Source organism: Sphingobacterium sp. JUb20 (assembly GCF_004342035.1).
Taxonomy (GTDB): Bacteria; Bacteroidota; Bacteroidia; order Sphingobacteriales; family Sphingobacteriaceae; genus Sphingobacterium; species Sphingobacterium anhuiense.
This window is the reverse complement of the sequence record NZ_SLYV01000006.1, coordinates 348,330-369,180: the sequence shown is the minus strand read 5'-3', so window position 1 is coordinate 369,180 and position 20,851 is coordinate 348,330. Positions and strand designations below refer to the sequence as shown.

Annotated in this window: 17 protein-coding genes and 1 rRNA gene; 9 read left to right on the top strand and 9 right to left on the bottom strand. The window is 35.1% G+C overall.

Annotation, left to right across the window (positions count from 1 at the left end; all coding sequences use genetic code 11):
• The 3 genes from rrf to EDF66_RS12760 all read left to right on the top strand — a co-directional run.
• Window positions 1-87: ribosomal RNA gene (gene rrf, locus EDF66_RS12770) — 5S ribosomal RNA — on the top strand; the annotation flags it as partial.
• Window positions 88-182: 95 nt separating this feature from the next.
• Window positions 183-1,724, top strand: a complete 1,542-nt coding sequence (locus tag EDF66_RS12765) for a sulfatase (protein WP_132843045.1) — start codon at window positions 183-185, stop codon at window positions 1,722-1,724.
• Between the two features lie 289 nt (window positions 1,725-2,013).
• Window positions 2,014-2,217: a hypothetical protein gene (locus tag EDF66_RS12760; protein WP_132771021.1), complete on the top strand. Its 204-nt coding sequence runs from the start codon at window positions 2,014-2,016 to the stop codon at window positions 2,215-2,217.
• Between the two features lie 61 nt (window positions 2,218-2,278).
• On the opposite strand, the gene EDF66_RS12755 is transcribed toward EDF66_RS12760, so the two are convergent.
• Window positions 2,279-3,304, bottom strand: a complete 1,026-nt coding sequence (locus EDF66_RS12755; protein WP_132843043.1) for a LacI family DNA-binding transcriptional regulator — start codon at window positions 3,302-3,304, stop codon at window positions 2,279-2,281.
• A 114-nt stretch (window positions 3,305-3,418) separates the two neighbouring features.
• On the opposite strand from EDF66_RS12755, the gene EDF66_RS12750 reads away from it, so the two are divergent.
• Entirely contained in the window at window positions 3,419-4,366 is a 948-nt protein-coding gene (locus EDF66_RS12750) for a TIGR01212 family radical SAM protein (protein WP_132843041.1), read from the top strand.
• A 33-nt stretch (window positions 4,367-4,399) separates the two neighbouring features.
• Here the strand turns inward: EDF66_RS12750 and EDF66_RS12745 are convergent, their stop codons facing one another.
• Together EDF66_RS12745 and EDF66_RS12740 are read right to left on the bottom strand one after the other, a co-directional pair.
• On the bottom strand, window positions 4,400-4,870 hold the full coding sequence (locus EDF66_RS12745) for a nucleoside triphosphate pyrophosphohydrolase family protein (protein WP_132771018.1): 471 nt from the start codon (window positions 4,868-4,870) through the stop codon (window positions 4,400-4,402).
• A 104-nt stretch (window positions 4,871-4,974) separates the two neighbouring features.
• On the bottom strand, window positions 4,975-6,699 hold the full coding sequence (locus EDF66_RS12740; RefSeq protein WP_132843039.1) for a pseudouridine synthase: 1,725 nt from the start codon (window positions 6,697-6,699) through the stop codon (window positions 4,975-4,977).
• A 246-nt stretch (window positions 6,700-6,945) separates the two neighbouring features.
• On the opposite strand from EDF66_RS12740, the gene EDF66_RS12735 reads away from it, so the two are divergent.
• The gene (locus tag EDF66_RS12735) at window positions 6,946-7,758 is read left to right on the top strand and encodes a lytic transglycosylase domain-containing protein (RefSeq protein ID WP_031289146.1); all 813 of its coding nucleotides are present in this window, start codon (window positions 6,946-6,948) and stop codon (window positions 7,756-7,758) included.
• A 53-nt stretch (window positions 7,759-7,811) separates the two neighbouring features.
• Here the strand turns inward: EDF66_RS12735 and EDF66_RS12730 are convergent, their stop codons facing one another.
• Together EDF66_RS12730 and EDF66_RS12725 are read right to left on the bottom strand one after the other, a co-directional pair.
• Entirely contained in the window at window positions 7,812-8,468 is a 657-nt protein-coding gene (locus EDF66_RS12730) for a LolA family protein (RefSeq protein ID WP_132771015.1), read from the bottom strand.
• Window positions 8,469-8,471: 3 nt separating this feature from the next.
• Window positions 8,472-11,159 carry an FtsK/SpoIIIE family DNA translocase gene (locus tag EDF66_RS12725; protein ID WP_132843038.1) on the bottom strand — a complete coding sequence of 896 codons (2,688 nt, stop codon included), beginning with the start codon at window positions 11,157-11,159 and terminating at the stop codon, window positions 8,472-8,474.
• Window positions 11,160-11,313: 154 nt separating this feature from the next.
• On the opposite strand from EDF66_RS12725, the gene EDF66_RS12720 reads away from it, so the two are divergent.
• Window positions 11,314-12,012: a DUF4397 domain-containing protein gene (locus tag EDF66_RS12720; protein WP_165902431.1), complete on the top strand. Its 699-nt coding sequence runs from the start codon at window positions 11,314-11,316 to the stop codon at window positions 12,010-12,012.
• A gap of 71 nt (window positions 12,013-12,083) precedes the next feature.
• On the opposite strand, the gene EDF66_RS12715 is transcribed toward EDF66_RS12720, so the two are convergent.
• Both EDF66_RS12715 and tyrS read right to left on the bottom strand, forming a co-directional pair.
• Window positions 12,084-13,058 (bottom strand): energy transducer TonB, encoded by a 975-nt coding sequence (locus EDF66_RS12715; RefSeq protein ID WP_132843036.1) that lies wholly within the window; start codon window positions 13,056-13,058, stop codon window positions 12,084-12,086.
• A gap of 116 nt (window positions 13,059-13,174) precedes the next feature.
• A complete protein-coding gene (gene tyrS, locus EDF66_RS12710) occupies window positions 13,175-14,458 on the bottom strand; it encodes a tyrosine--tRNA ligase (protein WP_132843034.1) in 1,284 nt (427 codons plus the stop codon).
• 112 nt (window positions 14,459-14,570) lie between these two features.
• Here tyrS and EDF66_RS12705 point away from each other — a divergent pair, with 112 nt between their 5' ends.
• Window positions 14,571-15,254 carry a hypothetical protein gene (locus EDF66_RS12705; RefSeq protein ID WP_132843032.1) on the top strand — a complete coding sequence of 228 codons (684 nt, stop codon included), beginning with the start codon at window positions 14,571-14,573 and terminating at the stop codon, window positions 15,252-15,254.
• Window positions 15,255-15,334: 80 nt separating this feature from the next.
• Entirely contained in the window at window positions 15,335-17,029 is a 1,695-nt protein-coding gene (locus tag EDF66_RS12700) for an amino acid permease (protein WP_132843031.1), read from the top strand.
• A gap of 64 nt (window positions 17,030-17,093) precedes the next feature.
• On the opposite strand, the gene rlmF is transcribed toward EDF66_RS12700, so the two are convergent.
• Window positions 17,094-18,005, bottom strand: a complete 912-nt coding sequence (gene rlmF / locus EDF66_RS12695) for a 23S rRNA (adenine(1618)-N(6))-methyltransferase RlmF (RefSeq protein WP_132843029.1) — start codon at window positions 18,003-18,005, stop codon at window positions 17,094-17,096.
• A gap of 139 nt (window positions 18,006-18,144) precedes the next feature.
• The gene (locus tag EDF66_RS12690; RefSeq protein ID WP_132771007.1) at window positions 18,145-20,091 is read right to left on the bottom strand and encodes a KUP/HAK/KT family potassium transporter; all 1,947 of its coding nucleotides are present in this window, start codon (window positions 20,089-20,091) and stop codon (window positions 18,145-18,147) included.
• 257 nt (window positions 20,092-20,348) lie between these two features.
• Between EDF66_RS12690 and EDF66_RS12685 the strand changes: the two genes are divergently transcribed.
• Entirely contained in the window at window positions 20,349-20,822 is a 474-nt protein-coding gene (locus EDF66_RS12685) for a T9SS type A sorting domain-containing protein (RefSeq protein WP_052764493.1), read from the top strand.
• Window positions 20,823-20,851 lie beyond the last annotated feature (29 nt).

The following is a 20,851-nucleotide window of genomic DNA, read 5'->3' as shown; positions in this document are numbered from 1 at the left end:
ACCTCTTCCCATTCCGAACAGAGAAGTCAAGCCCGCCAGAGCCGATGGTATTGCCGTAACAGGTGGGAGAGTAGGTCGGTGCCTTTTTTTATACAGAAGCCTTTGCTATACAGCAGAGGCTTTTTTGTGTTTATACCTTTTTTATCAAGATTATCTTATCTTTAAGAATAATTTTGATCAATATGTCACAACCTACTTTTTATAAACTCTTCGCATTATTTATACCCATATGGTTTTCATATGCTAGTCCAGCTCAGGATGTGAAACATAAGAAGCCGAATATTATTTTTATCTTGTCAGATGATCATACGAATAAAGCAATCGGTGTATATGGCAATAAATTAGCAAAAACTCCTAATATTGACCGGATCGCTAATGAAGGTGCTTTATTTAATAATTTTTTTGTAACCAATTCTATTTGTGGTCCCAGTCGAGCAGCGCTATTAACGGGTAAATATAGTCATGTGAATGGTTTTATTTCAAATGACAAAAAATTCAATATTAATCAGTTTATTTTCTCCAGATCTTTAGCTGAATCTGGATATCAAACTGCATGGATAGGAAAATGGCATCTGGAAACATTACCTCAGGACGCATTCAGTTATTGGACTATTCTTCCTGATCAAGGTCATTATTTTAATCCAGATTTTATTACACAGGCGAATGATACGGTTAATCATAAAGGTTATGTCACAGATATTATTACAGACCTTTCAAAGGACTGGATAGAAAAAAGAGATAAGGATAAACCATTTTTTCTTGTAATCGGTGAGAAAGCCACACATCGCGAGTGGCTGCCTGCATTAGAAGATCTCGGAGCATATGATGATGTTACTTTTCCAGTTCCGTCAACTTTCTACGATACTTATGAGAATAGGAAAGCTGCAGCTCATCAGGATATGAGTATTTCAGGAACAATGAAACTGGGCTTTGATCTGAAAGTAAATGTTGATTATGAAACCGACTGGATTTATAGCCGATTGGATAGCAAACAACGTAATGCTTACCGTGCTTATTACGGTGATCGGATAAGTAAAGAATTCAATGATAGAAAACTAACCGGTAAGAAGCTCGCAGAGTGGAAATTTCAACGTTACATGCGCGATTACTTCTCTACAGCTAAGGCGCTGGATCGTAATATCGGAAAGATTTTGAATTTCTTGGATGACAATGGTTTGGCTGAAAATACGATTGTTATTTATGGTTCGGACCAAGGGTTTTATTTAGGCGAACATGGATGGTTTGATAAGCGCTTCATATATGAAGAATCTTTGAGAACTCCTTTTATGATCCGCTATCCTAGGGTTATCAAAGCGGGTACAGTCATTGAACAGCCTGTTTTGAATATTGATTGGGCTCCCACATTGTTAGCGATGGCAGATGCTCCTGCTTCAAAAGAAATTCAAGGAAAATCTTTTTTTGATCTTTTAAAAAATGATGAAGTATCTTGGCGCGATCGAATTTATTATCATTATTATGAATATCCACAACCTCATCGTGTGATGCCACATTTTGGTATCAGAACTACAAAGTTTAAGTTGATTCGTTTTTATGGAGAACAAGATTTTTGGGAACTTTACGATCTTGAGAAAGATCCTCAAGAATTGAATAATATTTATAGTGAGTTTGAAAATAGCGAACTATTAATTGCATTAAAAAAGGATCTGGCAATATCAATTAAAGAATACAAGGATGATCTTGCTGCAGAGATAATGAGTAAATAAAACATCTACCTTTTTTTTGTACTTGTATTGACTTTTAGAATTGTTATATCGGATTTATTTCGCTAAGATTATAACTATTACAGCATATATGACTTTTGCTGGTTGATTAGTTCATCCAATTATTTAGGTTAATCTGATCTCCTATTTATTTATAATTTATTATGTCAGATTTATTTGTTGCATAAACTACGTTATAAACAGGTCGTTATGAGATGCAACAGTTGTAATTTTTATCTATGGACTCTTTTGGTATAGTATTTGGCTATTTCCTGAAAAGAATAGGTTATTTATGAAGGCAAAATTTGCAATTTTTTTGGGAGGGTTAATGTTATTGCTATCTGTTAGTTCTTGTGTAGGATATTATCATGATCATGGTCATAGACCTCAACGGGGGCATCATCACGGTCACCATAAGAAAGGACATAATAAACATTACAAAAAGGGGCATAACAAGCACCATAAAGGTAATGGAAGAAATAGAGGTGGACATTAACATAATAAGGGGATATTTAATCCCCTTATTATGTTATGATATAATGATCATTTCTGACTGCTTAGATAGATTCTCTAATGGTAATCTCTGCATCTAGTTCGATCGTTTCGTAGACAATTTCTCTCTCTTTTAATCGAAATTCTAGGATATGAATCATTTTTTCAAAAGCTAATTTTCCTATTCTTGTTGCTGGTTGAGAAATGCAGGTCAATGGTGGATTAAAAGAAAAGGCATAATTCGTATTTGAAAATCCAATAAGGGCAATTTCCGATGGGATTTTAATTTTTTGTTGTGCTAATAAACCTATTGTACGATTTGTCAATAAGTCTGTAGCAGTAAAAATGGCATCAGGACTTTTATTGTCATTTTTTAATTCTTCTAATTTATTTAGGATTTGCTCTTCAACGATTTGAATTTGTGATAGATCGCATCTCAGTAGTTTTTTGTCATCAAATGCGATGTTATTTTGTTTTAAGGCCTCCTGGAAACCGAGAAGTCTTTCATTTGTAACACCATTAGCAAGTCCTGTAATGTGCAGTATATTGCTGTAGTTTCTATCAATAAGTTCTTGCGTTGCTTTTTGTGCTGCTTTTTTATTATCAATTCCTATTTTGAAGGTTTGTAGATTATTATTGATACGATCGAAGATAACAATAGGACAATTGCTATTATGTAGTTGTTGTAAATAACTTAAGTTGGCACTATCTGATACAGGCGAAATTAATATACCATCAACGCCTTTTGAATATAGGATGTCAATACATTTTTTTTCTACTGCAGGGCTTTCTCTACTTTGCATAATAATGATATTGTATTTCTGAAAAAGCGAGGACTCTTCTATTCCTTCCAAAATTTGTGAAAAGAATGAATTACTGATAGTCGAAACAATAACTCCTATAATATTGGTTTTACCGGTTTTTAAACTTCTAGCTAATGCATTATACTGGTAATTATGTTCATGGGCATAAGCAATGATCTTCTCTTTTGTTTCTTTATTTATTTCGTAACTATCGGATAAGGCTTTGGAAATGGTGGGAGCTGATAAGTTTAGCGCTTTTGCGATATCTTTAAGAGTTAATCTTTTCATAATTTCCTAATATAACTTATAAAGATACTAAATTGTGTAAAGATTCGATCATTGTAAGGGACATAATGTGTTTCCAATAATTAAATCCTATGAAATCTTTCTATCTTTGTATTTATGAGTACATTATTAGATATAGGACAAAAGCCATATAATCATTATGGATCTTACTTGAAAAAGAAATATAATGGTCAACGCGTATATAAAGTCATTGTGGATGGGAATTTTACTTGCCCTAATCGTGATGGAAGTAAGGGGTATGGCGGTTGTTCATATTGTAATGTGGATTCATTTACACCTGAATCTGCACGAAAATTACCAACAATTCGTGAACAGGTGGAAGAAGGCATTAAAAGAGCGCGAGAAGGGTACCGGGCTGATAAATTCATTATCTATTTTCAACCCAATACAAATACTTATGCTCCTGCACATTTTTTAAAGGCTATGTATGACGAAGCTTTAGCTGTTTGTCCTGAAGATACTATTGGTCTTTCTGTTGGAACAAGACCAGATTGTATTGATTTTGAAAAGGTAGCTTTGTTAGAAAGTTATTGTGATCGTTATGATGTTGATCTGGAAATGGGGATGGAATCAATTTATGATGAAACTTTGAATAGAATTAACCGTGGCTGTTCTCATGATGAATTGGAAAAAGCACTAAAATTAGTTGAAAATAGTCCATTGGAAATTTGTGTACATACTATTTTTGGTTTTCCTTGGGAATCGCATGAAATGATGTTAAGATATGCTGATGAAATAAATAAGCACCCGCAGATTAAATTTGTGAAGTTGCATCATCTGCATATTGTTGAGGGATCGATCATGGGCGTTCAGTACAAGCGTGAACCTTTTCATGTTTTCTCCATTGATGAATATTGTGACTTTCTAGCAGAATTTATTCCGCTATTGCGACCGGATATTGTTATTCAACGTTTATTTGGGTTGGCAGATCAAGATTTACTGATTGCTCCAAATTGGGGAATGAAGAAATCAGCTATTCAAACGTACATAGATAAGGCTTTGGAACGTAAAGAGGCCATACAAGGCTCGAAATATATAGGATAAAAAAAGGTTGCTATCATTATAGCAACCTTTTTTTTATTTTTCTATGATTGATTTTAAATCGGCCGGAGAGTAATTGATCGATTTTAATGTTTTGTTATCTTCTGTTCTGAATACTAAGAATAGACCATCTACTTCTTTATAGTAACTATCGACATCTTTTGAATTTTTGTAATGTGCTATTGTTGCTTCAGCCTCTTCAATGGATTGACAGGCTTTACTCATGTTGGAACGTTGCACTTCTTCGAATAGCTCATTAAATTTGTCTTTTAAACCAAATTCAAGTACAGCACCTGCTAACACATACTGTATATCACATAATGCATCTGCTACTTCTACAAGATCATTATTTTGGATAGCTTCTTCCAACTCTTTTAATTCTTCAGCAATAAGAGATACACGTAATGCACTGCGTTTTTCACTTGGGATTGTTGGTTTTTCTAATATCGGATGCTGGAAAACTTTATGAAATTCGGCTACGGATGTTAATGTTTTTGGATCAGTCATGTTATATTTTATTTTTGCTAAATTATGCAATATAATCTAATTTAAAAATTGAGTCAAATAAAAAAAGCAGCTGTGAAGCTGCTTTCTATATAAAGGAGTAAATATTAAATTAAATGTTTCAATTGAACTAGCTCGCGCTCTTCAATGTATCTCCAACGACCTCTTGGTAAATCCTTTTTAGTCAAGTTAGCATATACAACACGGTCTAGTTTTACTACTTCATATCCTAACGATTCAAAAATACGTCTTACGATGCGATTTTTACCACTATGGATCTGAACACCAACTTCTCTTTTACTTCCGCCAGTTACGTAGCTTAAATCATCAGGTTTTACAAAACCATCTTCCAGTTCAAGACCGAAAACAATTTTATTAAAATCACCTTGTGTTAAGCTTTTATTCAATTCTACGTTGTAGATTTTACTGATGTTATTTCGAGGGTGCGAAAGTTTTTCAGCTAAATTACCATCGTTTGTCATTAATAATAAACCAGTTGTATTTCTATCTAAACGACCTACTGGATAGATACGTTCTTTAGTAGCTTTTGAAACTAATTCCATTACTGTGTGACGCTCCTGAGGATCTTCGGTAGTAGTAATGTAATCTTTAGGTTTATTTAATAGGACATAAACCATTTTTTCACGTTTCAAACGCTCACCATTATATTTAACGTCGTCTTTAGCTGGATCTACTTTAGCACCTAATTCAGTAACGGCTTCACCATTAACACTAACAACGCCAGCTGCGATTAATTCATCGGCTTTTCTTCTAGAACATACTCCAGAATTAGCGATATAACGATTTAAACGAATTAGGCCGTCATTTTGAGAAGATTTTGAACGTTGAGGTCTTTCTGTTGATCTTCTTTCAGTAGAACCCTCTTTACGATCTTCGTCATTATTGAATTTTTTATAAGAAGATTTATATTGTCTATCTGATTTGTCTCTAGCTGGACGTTTGAAGTCAGTTTGATCACCATCAGATTTTTGAAAAGATTTGCCTTCTTTGTTAAAAGGTTTGTCAAAAGTTCTTTTTCTGTCGGAGCTATCACCTTCTTTTCTGAAAGGTCTCTCACCGCCAAAAGATCTACCTTCTTTGTTGAAAGGTTTGTCAAAAGTTCTTTTTCTGTCGGAACTTTCACCTTCTTTTCTGAACGGTCTATCACCACCAAAAGATCTGCCTTCTTTGTTGAAAGGTTTGTCAAAGCTTCTTTTTCTGTCGGAGCTATCACCCTCTTTTCTGAAAGGTCTCGGTCTATCACCACCAAAAGATCTGCCTTCTTTGTTGAAAGGTTTGTCAAAGCTTCTTTTTCTGTCGGAGCTATCACCCTCTTTTCTGAAAGGTCTATCACCACCAAAAGATCTGCCTTCTTTGTTGAAAGGTTTGTCAAAGCTTCTTTTTCTGTCGGAGCTATCACCCTCTTTTCTGAAAGGTCTATCACCACCAAAAGATCTACCTTCTTTGTTAAAAGGTTTGTCAAAGCTTCTTTTTCTGTCGGAGCTATCACCCTCTTTTCTGAAAGGTCTGTCACCGCCAAAAGATTTACCTTCTTTATTGAAGGGTTTGTCAAAGCTTCTTTTTCTATCGGAGTTTTCGCCATCAAATTTTTTGAAAGGTCTATCACCTCCAAAAGATTTTTTGTCGTTATTATATGGTCTGTCTGTGTTATCTTTATTGCCGAATGATGAACTTCTCGGTCTTTTGTTTTCTTTGAAATTAGAGGATCTATCATCCTTTGAACGATCGCCTCTTGGTTTGAAGTTTTCTGAGGTACTTCTTGAGTTTTTGGACTTGTCATCACGACTGTTCCTTTTATTGCTGAATGGCATCTTATTACTATAAAATAATGTGAACGGCAAAGTTACCCATAATTTTCTTTTTTTCTAGAAATAAATTTAATTTTTTTTTGGAGGGATGAAAAGTTACAAAAAAATCAAGCTTGAAACATGTTTAAACCTTGAAAAGGTTAAGTGTTTGTTTTTTAAGTAAATAGTCTTTATCTTTGTAGCCTTGAATTTGTACCAAGCTATTTTTTGATCGATTTTATCGTGGATAGGGTAGCATTAAGGGAGTGAATGTTTAGAAAAAAAGTATTATGTTGTAGTCTGATTTTGTCGGCGTTAGTGTTGTCAAAATTGTACTCAAACCCAAACACAATTGCTGCAGGTGATGATAAGATCATTACTGTGAAAGCGCCAAGTAATCTTTCTAATGGGGAAGATGAAAAGGAGAAAAATGAAAATAATGATAATAATAATGATCATTATTTGAGTTCGTTGACATTTGCCAATGATACGTTGCCGATAAATCGGCCACATGTTGAAAGCAAGTTGTTGCGATATTTTAAAAACTTCTCTTTCAAAAAGAGAGGCTCTTACAGTCTACATAAAAAAGCAGAGGCCTATCTGCCGCAGATTGAGAAGATTTTAGCATCCTACGGTATTCCTGAAGACTTTAAGTACGTTCCATTGGTAGAAAGTGGATTGGATCGAGGAGTGGTTTCTTCTAAAGGGGCTGGTGGCTACTGGCAGTTTATGCCTGCAACTGCTAGACTTTATGGATTGAAAGTGAATGGAAATGTTGATGAGAGACGAGATTTGACGAAGTCTACTCATGCCGCCGCTAAGTACATTAAATCACTTTATAAGCAGTTTGGAAACTGGACTCTTGTAGCTGCTGCTTATAATGTAGGTGGAGGAAGTTTAAAGGGTTCTATTAGACGTCAGAAAGAGGATAGTTATTACAATTTGAAATTGAATAATGAAACTGGTTCTTATGTCTATAAATTGATTTCGATGAAAGAAATTATTGAGAATCCTGAAAAACATGGTTATACGCGATATGCGAACCGAACGGATCAGAAAGATCCAAATGAGAATATGTTATAAAAAAAAGGCTTGAATTATATAATTCAAGCCTTTTTTTCTAGTGTCTGTTCTACCTATCTTAGGTCTACAATTTCATAACCGCTGTATTTGCTTTTGTTAAAGCTAAATAAACTGTTATCCAAATTCTTATTGGGAACCTGACTCTTAATCGTGTAACTGTATTGACCACCGTTTTTATCATAGATAGTCGCATCATATATCAGTTTTGTTGCTCTATTGATGCGGAGTTTTATCTTAGAATAGTTCTTTTTGCTATCAGTTGGTGTTAAATGAACGACATTTAAAAGTGTGTTTCCAGATTTTTCATTTGCAACCAAGTTATATTTAAATCCGGTTTTATAAAAGCTAAAAATATTACTGGGATCTATTGCATCTGTGCTATTCTCTATTGCTGCAATCTGAACTTCTTTTTCTTCTTTCAAAATAGTATATAAGCTCTTTGCATCTGATATCATTTCTTGACTATTCATCGTAATATGATATCTATTGTTTTTCTTATCTAAATAGAGTGTCCCTGCGTCGGTGTAGGCAGATTTATTTGAACCCTGAATTGCTGAAAATGAAAAGTTTGCTTGTACCGTTTGATAACTATCATACTTTTTACTGACTTCTGTCAATATTTTTTTTGCAGCAGCATCTTGTTGTGCCAGTGCTGGAGTTGCGACTGCTAAGGTTATGAAACCTAGCATGATGCCCATTGTTTTTTTCATCTTTTAATCCTTCCTTAATGTTTCTAAAAACTGTTCTAAAGAATATTCATCGGGATAGAGTACTTCACGGGCCTTGCTTCCTTCAAAAGGACCAACGATTCCTGCAGACTCTAACTGATCAATTATTCTCCCAGCTCTATTGTACCCCAGCTTTAATTTACGCTGGATGAGTGAGGTTGACCCCTGTTGATGCATAACAATTAGGCGTGCCGCTTCTTCAAATAATTGATCTCTATCTGAGAAATCAAAATCTGTAGAACCTGAACCATCGCCACTTTCATCAACATATTCAGGTAGCATAAATGCGGATGGATATCCACGTTGACCTCCGATAAAGTCAGAAATCATTTCGACTTCTGGAGTATCTACAAATGCGCATTGAATACGAATCAAGTCACTACCGGTTGATAAAAGCATATCTCCACGACCAATTAATTGATCTGCACCTCCTGAATCTAAAATAGTACGTGAATCTACTTTAGATAATACGCGGAATGCCAAACGTGCCGGGAAATTGGCTTTAATCGTACCTGTAATGATATTGACCGAAGGACGTTGGGTGGCAATTACCAAGTGAATACCTACCGCACGTGCTAATTGTGCTAAACGTGCAATGGGTGTTTCAACTTCTTTACCAGCTGTCATCATCAGATCGGCAAACTCATCTACAATAAGAACTATAAAGGGTAAGAATCGATGACCCTCCTCAGGGTTTAATCTGCGATTGACAAATTTTGCATTATATTCTTTCAAATTACGTACTTGTCCATTTTTTAGCAAGTCATAACGTTGATCCATTTCAATACAAAGGGAGTTTAATGTGTTGATAACCTTCTTTGTATCTGTGATAATAGCATCTTCTTCTCCTGGTAATTTCGCGAGAAAGTGTCGCTCTATTTTTTTGAATAAAGAAAGCTCTACTTTTTTTGGATCGACCAATACAAACTTTAATTCTGCAGGATGTTTCTTGTACAGTAGCGATGTTAAGATCGCATTGATACCTACGGATTTACCTTGTCCTGTAGCACCGGCTACCAGTAAGTGGGGCATTTTCGCTAAATCGGCAATATAAACTTCATTCGAAATTGTCTTCCCTAAGGCGATTGGCAAGTCCATATCCGTCTTTTGGAATTTTTCTGTTGCAATAATTGATTTCATGGAAACCATTTCAGGATTGCTATTAGGGACCTCGATACCAATAGTTCCTTTTCCCGGCATCGGAGCAATAATACGGATACCTAAAGCCGCTAAACTCAGTGCAATATCGTCTTCTAGATTTTTTATTTTTGAAATACGTACTCCAGGTTTAGGAATGATTTCATATAATGTTACCGTAGGACCGATTGTAGCCTTAATATGTTCAATCTCAATATTGTAATTACGTAAGGTATCAACAATTCTGTTTTTGTTGGCCTCCAGCTCTTGCTGGTTGATCGTGATTTTTCCAGTTCCATAATCTTTTAATAGGTCTAAGGTTGGATGCTGATATCCTGATAAATCTAATTTAGGATCATACTGACCGAATTGTGCAACTAGATCATTAGCGGTAATCGTCTTTTCTTCTTTAGGTGATTCTACTTCTAATTCATGACTTTGTACCGGCTTTTCTTCTACAATAGGATCTATTTGAAGAGGTTCGTCTACCGTAAATGAAACGGTATTATCATTAATTATATTCGTATCTTCTTCAGTTGGAGTTGGTTCTTCGATTTCGAATGGGATGAGCACTTTGTTCTCTGGTTTAATTTCCGAAACAGGTAAAATGATTTCTTTATGAGGAGGAGTGAATTCTTCATTTAATTGAATATCAGCATTTCTACTCGATTGAAATTTGTCATTCAGACTAGGTGCAGGTGTATAGGTTTCCCTTCTATTGATTAATGGTTCAGATACTGATGGTTCTGCTGTACGGATGGAGTTTGTGTAGTTTGTTTCTTCTTCTTCCGTATCAAAATTTTCATCTTCCTCCTCTTGTTTTTTACGCGAGTCGAAAATACTAAATTTTAGATCTAGGTTGTATACCAGTATCAATGTCGTCAAATAGGCAAAGATTAAGATTCCGGCAACACCAACTGTTCCAATTTGAGCTTCTAATAATTTATTAGTCCAGAAACCAAACTTACCTTCTAAAATGTGAGGCACTTTTGTAATGAAGCTATGCAAGAAACCTAGTGTAACAGATATAAATACGATTGCGATAAAAGAGTATATAATGGTACGATAAACTGGTAATATTGATTTTTTGTACAATAATTTATACCCGATTACAAAGAAGACCAGTACAAAGAGAAAGGACGCAATGCCGAACCAATTGTAAATAAATTGATTTGCAAACAATGCACCATATTTTCCCAATCTATTTTGTACTACAGGTAGTTCGATATCGGGATTGTCAATTTCTTCCGCTGTATTCATCACTACGCCCCAACCACCATTATTGGTTGCAATATAGCTTTGATCTTCAGACCAGGTGAATAAATATGAAACAAAAGCTATCCCCAATAATATCGCACATAGTATCAGGAAAGCCCCTAAAATTTTAATTAATTTTTGTTGCAGTTCTGATAAGTCTCTAGCGGGAGCTTCTTCTTTATTTTCTACTTTCTTATTATTGGGAGCTTCTTTTTTCTGACTCCTTTTAAATGATGTATTAGCGCTAGATGGTCTAAATGTATTTCCTTTATTTGACATGAATTTTCACAGTTATCCTTCATACAAACTTAAGTATTTAGGAGGAAATTTAATTGGCTTACTAAACCTTTTATTTTTTCTTGTAGCATTTTGTTTCTAACATACGTTTTTTAATGAGACGATCGTTGAATTTTGTTGTAAATAAAAAATGAAAATGAAAAAAGCATTATTTTTTGGAATCAGTATAATGGTTTTTATGCTGACATTAAATTCATGTAATAAGCTGGATGATGATTACGCTTATGTGGAAATCTCGGCTGTGTCTGCTGTGAATGCTGTACCTGGATCTGAAGGATTAGATATTGGTCTCGACCAGAATAAATTGAATAATAACTGGGAGGGTGTTTTCTCCTTTAATCGCGTTTTGAGTTATAAAAATGCATATCCTGGTAGTAGACTCGTGCGGGTATTTGATCCGAAATCAACTCCTGGTGATACAGCCCTAGTGAGTAAAAAAGTAGATTTTACTCCAGGCAAATTTTACAGCCTTTATGTGATTGGTAAAGATAAAGTTGATGTATTGGCTACTGAAGATGATTTTGGAACTTTGAAAACAGGATATGCAAAATTTAGATTTATGAATTTGAGTCCTGAAGCATCTAAGTTGACGCTTACATTAAATGATGTTGATAGTTTAGCTGTTAAAGATAAAGCTTATAAAGAATTGGCCCCTTTTAAGAATATTAAAATTGCTGACGTATATAAACTGAAAATAAATGGTGTTGGTATGACTGAACTGTTGGGAGATTTTAAACCTGAAGATAAGGAAGTTTATACCATTTATGCCGCAGGTTTGAAGTCAAGTAGCGATGCCAATAAAAAATATAGCTTCCAAATCGTTAAGCATAAATAAGTAGAAGATCTGGTTATAATTGTGGTTGATTATAATAACTAAGCCTGTTCTGAAAAGAACAGGCTTTTTATTTATCTTGCTGAATTTAAACGAATGGGAAGTAAATATTTGACATTGACCGGTATACCTCTTTGTCGCCCTGGTTCCCATTTTTTCATCTTTTTAGCGACTCTGATTCCAGCTTCACCGGCTCCATAGCCTATATCTTTTTTAAGTTTAAAATCGCGGGGTTCTCCACTTTTATCGATAACGAATTCGATCTCTACTACACCGTGTACACCAGCACGCAGTGCTTGCGTAGGATAATTATAATTTTGACCGATAAAGCTCATCAGTGCTCTAATACCACCTGGATAAGTAGGTTCTTTCCAGCCTGTAATTGAATCATAAGGTGTTTTATTGCCTATTGAATCTGTGGTAATGCCTGAAATCAGTTTCCCTTCTATGAAAGTTTCTGTAAAGGTATATCGCTTTCCATTAAAGTGCCCCTTCCAATCACCTTGTTTTTTGTGATTGACATAGTTACCTTCTTCGTAACTATAGGAGTTCTCTGATACGGCGAAACCATTGCCATCTTTTAGCAGGATCTTTCCTGTTGAATCTGCGTAGGCTAAATAAAGTGGTTCTTCAATTTTATATTTACCTTTTTTATCGATCGCAAAGGGATAATATAGAATAGATTTTATTTTACCATTTTGATGATAGTAGAATGCCGTATCGATCTGTTCTGAATAATTCGAATACATCTGCTCTGATTTGAGATTCCCGTTTTCAAACATTTCGTATTTCTTACCTTTAAATTTTGTTCCGGAGATATTGGTTACTTTTCCTTGCAATTTGAGTGCATTATTAGAAAGATAAAATTCTTCAACTAAGGTATCTTTTGTATTTTGATCTGGAATGCTGACAAGACGTACATAATATGCTTTATCTAACTCTTTTGTTACTTCGTTATTTTTTGTATAAAGTGTTTGAATGTTTACTTGTGCATAACTAAAAGTACACGTTATAAGATACAGCAGGCTTATTAATGCGATTTTTCTCATCTAACTTAATGTTTGTTTGGATATGTAATTTTTTTAAAGTGTAAAGATAGTAAAAGTTTATAAAATAAAAATGACCGATCAAGTCGGTCATTTTTATTTTATGTAATTAAAAAAGTTTATTCAGCTATAATTAAATAGTAGTTTTTCTTTCCTCTTTGTGCAATGATATATTTATCATTAATCAAGTGGGAAGCATTGATTATTTGTTCAATATCTGTCGCTTTTTCGCGGTTGATTGACACACCACCACCTTGTAGCATTTTACGCGCTTCACCTTTAGAAGGGAATACCTGTGTGTTGACTGCTAGTAGATCTAATATGTTAATACCACTGCTCAAAGTTTCTGGTGAAACATTGAATTGCGGAATACCTTCGAATACATCTAAAATAGCTTCATGATCTAATCCATTTAAGAATTCAAGCGTACCATTGCCGAATAAGAAATCAGAAGTTTTGATTGCTGTTTCATATGCTTCTTCGGAGTGTGTACGGATAGTAATGTCTTTTGCTAAGGCTTTTTGTACTGCTCTTGTATGTGGAGCTGCATCGTGCTCGGCAATGATGTTATCAAGTTCTTCTTTAGATTTTAAAGTAAAGATCTTAATCCAATTTTTAGCATCATCGTCCGAAGTATTTAACCAGAACTGGTAATATTTGTATGGTGATGTTTTCTTAGGATCTAACCATACCGCTCCGGATTCAGTTTTACCAAATTTTTGGCCATCAGCTTTTTTAATTAACTGTGTTGTGATAGCAAAAGCAGTCCCTTGATCTTGGCGACGGATAAATTCTGTACCCGTTACGATATTTCCCCACTGATCGGAACCTCCCATTTGTACTTTACAGTTATGATGTTTCCATAGATAATAGAAGTCATATCCTTGAATCAATTGGTACGAGAATTCTGTAAACGAAAGGCCGTTTTCACCTTCCAAACGTTTTTTTACAGAATCTTTAGACATCATATAGTTAACAGTAATTAATTTACCAACATCACGAATAAAATCTAAAAATTTGAAATCTTTAAACCAATCGTAATTGTTAACCATTTTGGCATCATTTTCACCTTCTCCAAATGCAAGGAATTTACCTAACTGAGTTTTCAAACAGTTCACATTGTGATTTAATGTGTGTTCGTCCAATAAGTTACGTTCTGCGGATTTGAACGAAGGGTCTCCAATCATTCCTGTCGCACCACCAACCAAAGCAACAGGCTTGTGTCCTGCATTTTGGAAGTGTATCAACGTCATGATTTGTGTCAAGTGACCTACGTGTAAAGAGTCTCCTGTTGGATCAAAACCAATATAACCAGATACCTTTTCTTTATTTAGTAAGTCCTCAGTTCCGGGCATAATGTCTTGAAGCATGCCTCTCCAGCGTAATTCTTCTACAAAGCTCATTGTGTAAAATGGGTTAAAAATTTTTAATATAAGCCACAAATATAAGAGATTAAGCTGTATATTGAGTGAATATTTCTCGTTAAATGACTACGGTAGGTATAAAAATGCTGTTATGAATTTTTTATCACACTTTTATTTTGAACGTTTTGCGACGACTCCTGAAAGAGTTGTTGGTAGCTTATTACCTGATCTATTGAAAAATGCCGATAAGGCCTTTATCCTCAAACCTAATAATTTTGAAGATCAGATAGGAGCCAAACCGTTACAATCGGAATTACTTAAAGGGTGGAATGGGCATATTGAAGTTGACCGTCTGTTCCACAATTCGGATTACTTTTTCCACCATACACATGAGATCAAAGAATCTGTCAAGAATGAATTGATCGGACTTCCGATTAGGCCTTCTTTTTTTGCGCATATCGCACTGGAACTGTTATTAGATCATCTTTTAATTGAACATAAAGCTATTTCTATTGCTAAGTTTTATACCGCTCTTGAGCGGGTAGACCGTAACTCTTTACGATCTTTTCTAGTTACTAGTGAACTAAAGGATGTCGCGAAGTTTGATGCTTTTTTTGATAGATTTATTGCCTCTCAATACATTTATGAATACACGGATCTGATACAGGTTACCCGTGCGTTATTTCAGATTTGCAAACGTTTATGGTCTTTTGATGTTCATGAAGATCAAGTTTTGTCGTTAAGCAGTAAATTAAGTCTTTATGTAAAAGAAAATATGAAAGATTTTCATGACATCTATCAATATATTCATTATGAAATGATAGATTTTGAATAGTATTTGTCATGCATTACTATTATCCGTATTATTTTTTTTTATTTTCGTAGCAAATTACTTAACATATTAACATAAACTACATGTTTAAAAGACTTTTTCGTAAGAAAAGTGTTGATCAGATTATCTACGACTCGCAACATGGTGAGGGTTCAGGACTTGCAAAGGTACTCGGAGTAAGAGATTTGGTTTCACTAGGTATTGCGGCTATTGTCGGTGCAGGAATTTTCAGCACAATCGGCCTAGCAAGCTATGAGGGGGGACCTGCGGTTTCACTTCTGTTTATTTTTACAGCTTTTGCCTGTGTTTTTACGGCTTTGTCTTATGCTCAGTTTGCCAGTACAGTTCCAGTTTCGGGAAGTGCTTATACTTATGCATATGTTGCCTTTGGGGAATTATTTGCTTGGATTATCGGGTGGGCTTTAGTTTTGGAATATGCTGTTTCTAACACCGTAATTGCAATTTCCTGGTCTCAGTATTTTGCTTCGATGCTGGAAGGGTTTGGGATACATATACCCGCTTGGTTATCGATGGCTCCTGGCTATGCATTGGACGCATCACAAAAGCTTGCTGAGCACGGTGCAAATGCCTTGACGGCAGCAGATAAGCATGGATTAGAAGCTTATTTAAGCGCTCCGCGAATCGGAGGAGTACCAATCATCTTTGATCTCCCTGCAGGTATTATTACTGTACTAGTAACTGCTTTAGTCTATATTGGGATTAAAGAATCACAACGTGCTAGTGCGATCATGGTTATGATCAAAGTCGGGATTATATTGGCTGTAATTTTTGGGGGTATCTTTTATGTGAAACCGGAAAACTGGACACCTTTTGCTCCAAACGGAATGCACGGTGTTATGGGAAGTGTTGCGGCTGTGTTTTTTGCTTTTATTGGTTTTGATTCGATTTCAACGACCGCAGAGGAATGTAAGAATCCGCAACGTGATTTACCTAAGGCGATGATCTGGTGTTTGGTAATCTGTACGGTCTTATATGTCGCTATAACCCTCGTATTAACGGGTATGGTTAATTACACGGAGTTGAATGTAAAAGATCCTTTAGCTTTTGTGTTTAAGTATGTTGGATTTGATTATATGGCTGGTGTTATATCGGTTACTTCCGTAATTGCCATTACAAGTGCATTATTGGTATACCAATTGGCGCAACCGAGAATCTGGATGACGATGAGCCGGGATGGGCTGATGTCTAAACGCTTTGCACGTATACATCCTAAATATAGAACCCCTTCTTATGCAACTATAGTAACAGGTATCGTTGTGGGAGTTCCATCATTGTTTTTTAAGATGGATTTTTTTGTCGATTTAACAAGTGTAGGTACTTTCTTTGCCTTTATTATGGTATGTGCGGGTGTTCTTTATATGGATTATTCTGGATTATCTGAAAAGTCAAAATTTAGAGTTCCTTATGTAAATGGTAAATATTTAGTTGGTCTAGGCTTACTGGGTGCTATTGTTTTGATGTGGATTTATGGACAGGCAATCCTATCAGAATGGAAGAACCTGACTTTTATGGAGATAATCGAACATAAGGTGTTGATCATCATTTTTTGGTTAACCTGGTTAGGACTTAGCATTTATAGTTTTAAAATGAATTTCTCTTTATTGCCGGTAACTGGTATTTTGATTAATCTTTATTTAATGACAGAATTGGGAGCGAGTAACTGGATTATCTTTATTATTTGGCTTATTGGTGGATTAGTTATTTATTTCCTTTATGGATATAAGCACTCTAAATTGAATAAAGAAAGTATTTCTTAACGTGCATCATGCTACTAGATATAAAAAAAGCTCTAAACATTCTTTAGAGCTTTTTTTATATTTGCTAGAATCTCCAGAGAAGGATTCTACCAACTTTATTTCCCTGTTCCATTCGGATGACTTCCATTTCGGTTACATTCAGCTTTTTAAGCTTGTGTTGTAAACCTCTGATATCTTCGCGGTGAGCTACCAATGTCGAAAACCATTTTACTTGATCTTTATAAAATTGGCTTTCAAAAATCATTCGTCCGATAAAAGCTTTTTCGCCACCATCGCACCACAGTTCGCTTCCTTGACCTGCAAAACTTTGAACGATATTTTCTTGCTCAGCGGGCTTTAAACTTTTTATTTTGCGGTCTGCTTGTGCCAATGCTTCTAATTGAGAGGAAAAGAATGGTGGGTTACAGATCACCATATCATATTTTTCATCTTCGAGAATGATATCCTTGAAGATAGCTTTGGGGTTATTCTGTAATCTAATCTGCACATTGTTTTTAAGTTCTGGATTTAACCGAACGATTTCAATGGCATTTTTGTACGCTTTCTTTACAATTTCTGAACCTACAAATGACCAACCGTATTCGTGATGACCGACAATTGGATAGATACAATTTGCGCCAACTCCGATATCAAGGATTTTAACTTGTTTTCCTTTTGGAATTTCATTATTGTTGCCTTTCGCTAATATGTCAGCAACGTAATGAATGTAGTCTGCCCGCCCTGGAATAGGAGGGCAAAGGTTCTCTTTCGGAATATCCCAATATTGAATGTTATAGTATTGCTGAAGCAATGCTTTATTTAAATGTCTTACTGCTTCTGGATTTGTAAAATCTATTGTTTTTGTTCGGTAATCGTTAAGAAAAATGAATGGTTTGAGTTCAGGAACGACTTTGATTAATTTCGCAAAATCGTATGCATCAAGATGTTTATTTCTAGGGTGAAGTTTTTTTGTGGGAGTTGTTGCTGTTCCTGCCATAATGTTGTATTTGATGCAAAAATAAGCTTTTATTTTAAGAGATCGCTGAAATAAAAAATAGCTGGTGGTAAATGCTCAATAAAAAAGCCTCCAAGCTGTGTTTAACTTCTTGGAGGCTTATGGTATAAACAGGATACTATCAGTTGTTTTTCCGCTTTAAATCTATGGTTGTTGTTTGCGGTAAACTTAGTGGTACGCGTTCTATAGTTACAAAACTAGCATCTAAACCAAATCCTTTTTCTTCGGATAGACTTAATTTTTTAAGATAACCATATATCTCCATGATAATACGTTCGGACCAACTTAATTGATTTCCTTTTGAGAGTACTTTTTCTAATACAACAAATTTAAAATCTCCTGGGATTTTGTGTTTCTTTAAAGTATCGTACTGGCTGGTAATATCAATTTCACCTTTTTGCACCATATCTTCCACTACTTTGCGGAATAGCAAACTGATACGTTGCTCCTCCCTAAAGCCTAGTTTGAAATCTATACGAATTAGTTTTCCAGGAATTAATTGATCGATTGTATACTCACGTGTGTGGGGATGATCCATAACATCAACGTGAACCAACCAGTACACGTCGGCACGTTTTGGTTTTTTATTTAATATCGAATAAATTATTTTGGATTCAATTTCTGATTTGAAGTTTGCACTTGTTAGATACACTAAATGTGAAGCGTATGGAGGTACAGACTTGTCTTCGCTCAATTCTGAAATGATCGGATAGTACTTATCGATATTGATGAAGTTAACAAATCTGTTTTTAATACGTCTTGCACTCCACCAAGCGTACATAATGAGAAATAGAAGCGATGCTAATAATAATGTAAGCCATCCTCCATGCGCAATTTTTACACCATTTCCGACTAGAAACATCAATTCTAATATTAAATAGAAGCCTGTAAATAATGCAATGAAATATTTATTGACTTTTTTAGCTGCAAGAAAGAAAGTCATCAAAATTGTTGTCGTTAAGAATGTCAAGTTGATGGCCAAACCATAGGCGGCTTCCATATTACTTGATTCTCCAAAAATTTTAATGATCAGCATACATCCAGCCCACAAAATTAGATTGATGGAAGGAACATATAATTGGCCTTTATGATCACTTGGATAGCGAATAGCAACCTTCGGCCATATATTTAAGCGTACAGCTTCCGAAATAAGGGTATATGACCCTGAGATCATGGCTTGACTGGCGATTACTGCAGCCATGGTTGCAATCGCAATACCGTAACCAAGAAACCAATGTGGCATGATGGCATAAAAAGGATTATTTTCTCCTAGTACTTTGCCTTCTTGTGTCAATAACCAAGCACCTTGACCAAAGTAGTTCAATACGAGTGTTAGTTTTACGAAAATCCAGCTGATGCGGATGTTTCCTTTACCACAATGTCCCATATCTGAATAGAGAGCTTCTGCTCCTGTTGTACATAGGAATACAGCACCAATGATGAAAAGGGCATTTGGATATGCTATGAGTAGTTTAATAGCATAATAAGGATTAAGCGCCTTTAATACTTCATATTCAAGATGAATATTACTAATACCTAATACTCCGATGGTGGAAAACCAAACGAACATCAGTGGACCAAAGATTTTACCAACTACCGATGTTCCAAAGCGTTGGATAGCAAATAATAAGGTAATAATTGTTACCACAATTGGAATTGTTGGTAGACCCGGATACTTAATGTCTAATCCTTCAATCGCCGAAGAGATGGTGATGGCAGGTGTAATCATACCATCTGCAAGGAGAGTAGCTGCACCGATCATTGCTGGAAAAATCAACCAAGGCGCTCTTTTACGTACCAATGAAAAAAGAGAGAGAATTCCTCCTTCACCTTTGTTGTCTGCCTGAAGGGTAATCAGGACATACTTAACAGTCGTTTGTAAGGTAACTGTCCAGAAGACACATGATAATCCACCCAGAACAAGGTCTTTGTCAATGACACCTTTGTTCATAATGGCTTTGAAAACGTAAAGTGGAGAGGTACCAATATCTCCAAATATGATCCCTAAACTAATTAGTAGACCAGCAAGACTTACTTTTTGTGCGGTACTTTGATGACTAGTCGTCATTTTTTTATTTGATTTAAGTAAAAAAACCTTCATTTTAACACGAATATGAAGGTTCGTTGCAATAGAAAAACTCGTGCCAAATTTTAGCAATTAGTTTGACAACGGCAAATCTTGTTAAAAATTGTTAAATGGCAAATTTTTATTCAATATAAGTTAATAATATCTAAACAAATAACCTACTTTTGTTGTTGATAAATTGATTGGGAAATATTATATTTGATTTAAACTATAACCGATCTAAGAAGTCCTATATACAAATGAAAATTATTATTAAAAAAATAGCTTATTTAGGCCTGCTCTGTGTGATTACGCTGACAGGAAGTTTAGGCTATGCATCTGTATTGCATACTTCGAATTCTACTGAAACGGCCAATAACGATGGACTATCTTATTTAGATAAGGCTGATCATCTGGCTTATTCTATGGGATTAACCGCTAATTCTGATAATACGAAGGAAGTAGATAAGCTGATTAATAATGTTAAAGTTTTTTATAACCCGATTTCAGAACAAATAAGTTTATCATTTAAATTAGGGAAACAAAGTTCAGTTGCGATTAAAGTGATGGACGCACTTGGAAATGAAGTCGTTCAGTTAATGAATGGAAGTTTAGATGCTGGTAATCAAAATCTTTCTTTTGATCCAACTGGTAAACTTAATTCAGGATTTTACTTTATCCGTGTTGTTTCTGGCTCAGAAACTGTTGTAAAGAGATTTTCTGTGCGTAAATAGAAATTAGAACGATAAAAAATATAAAAGGC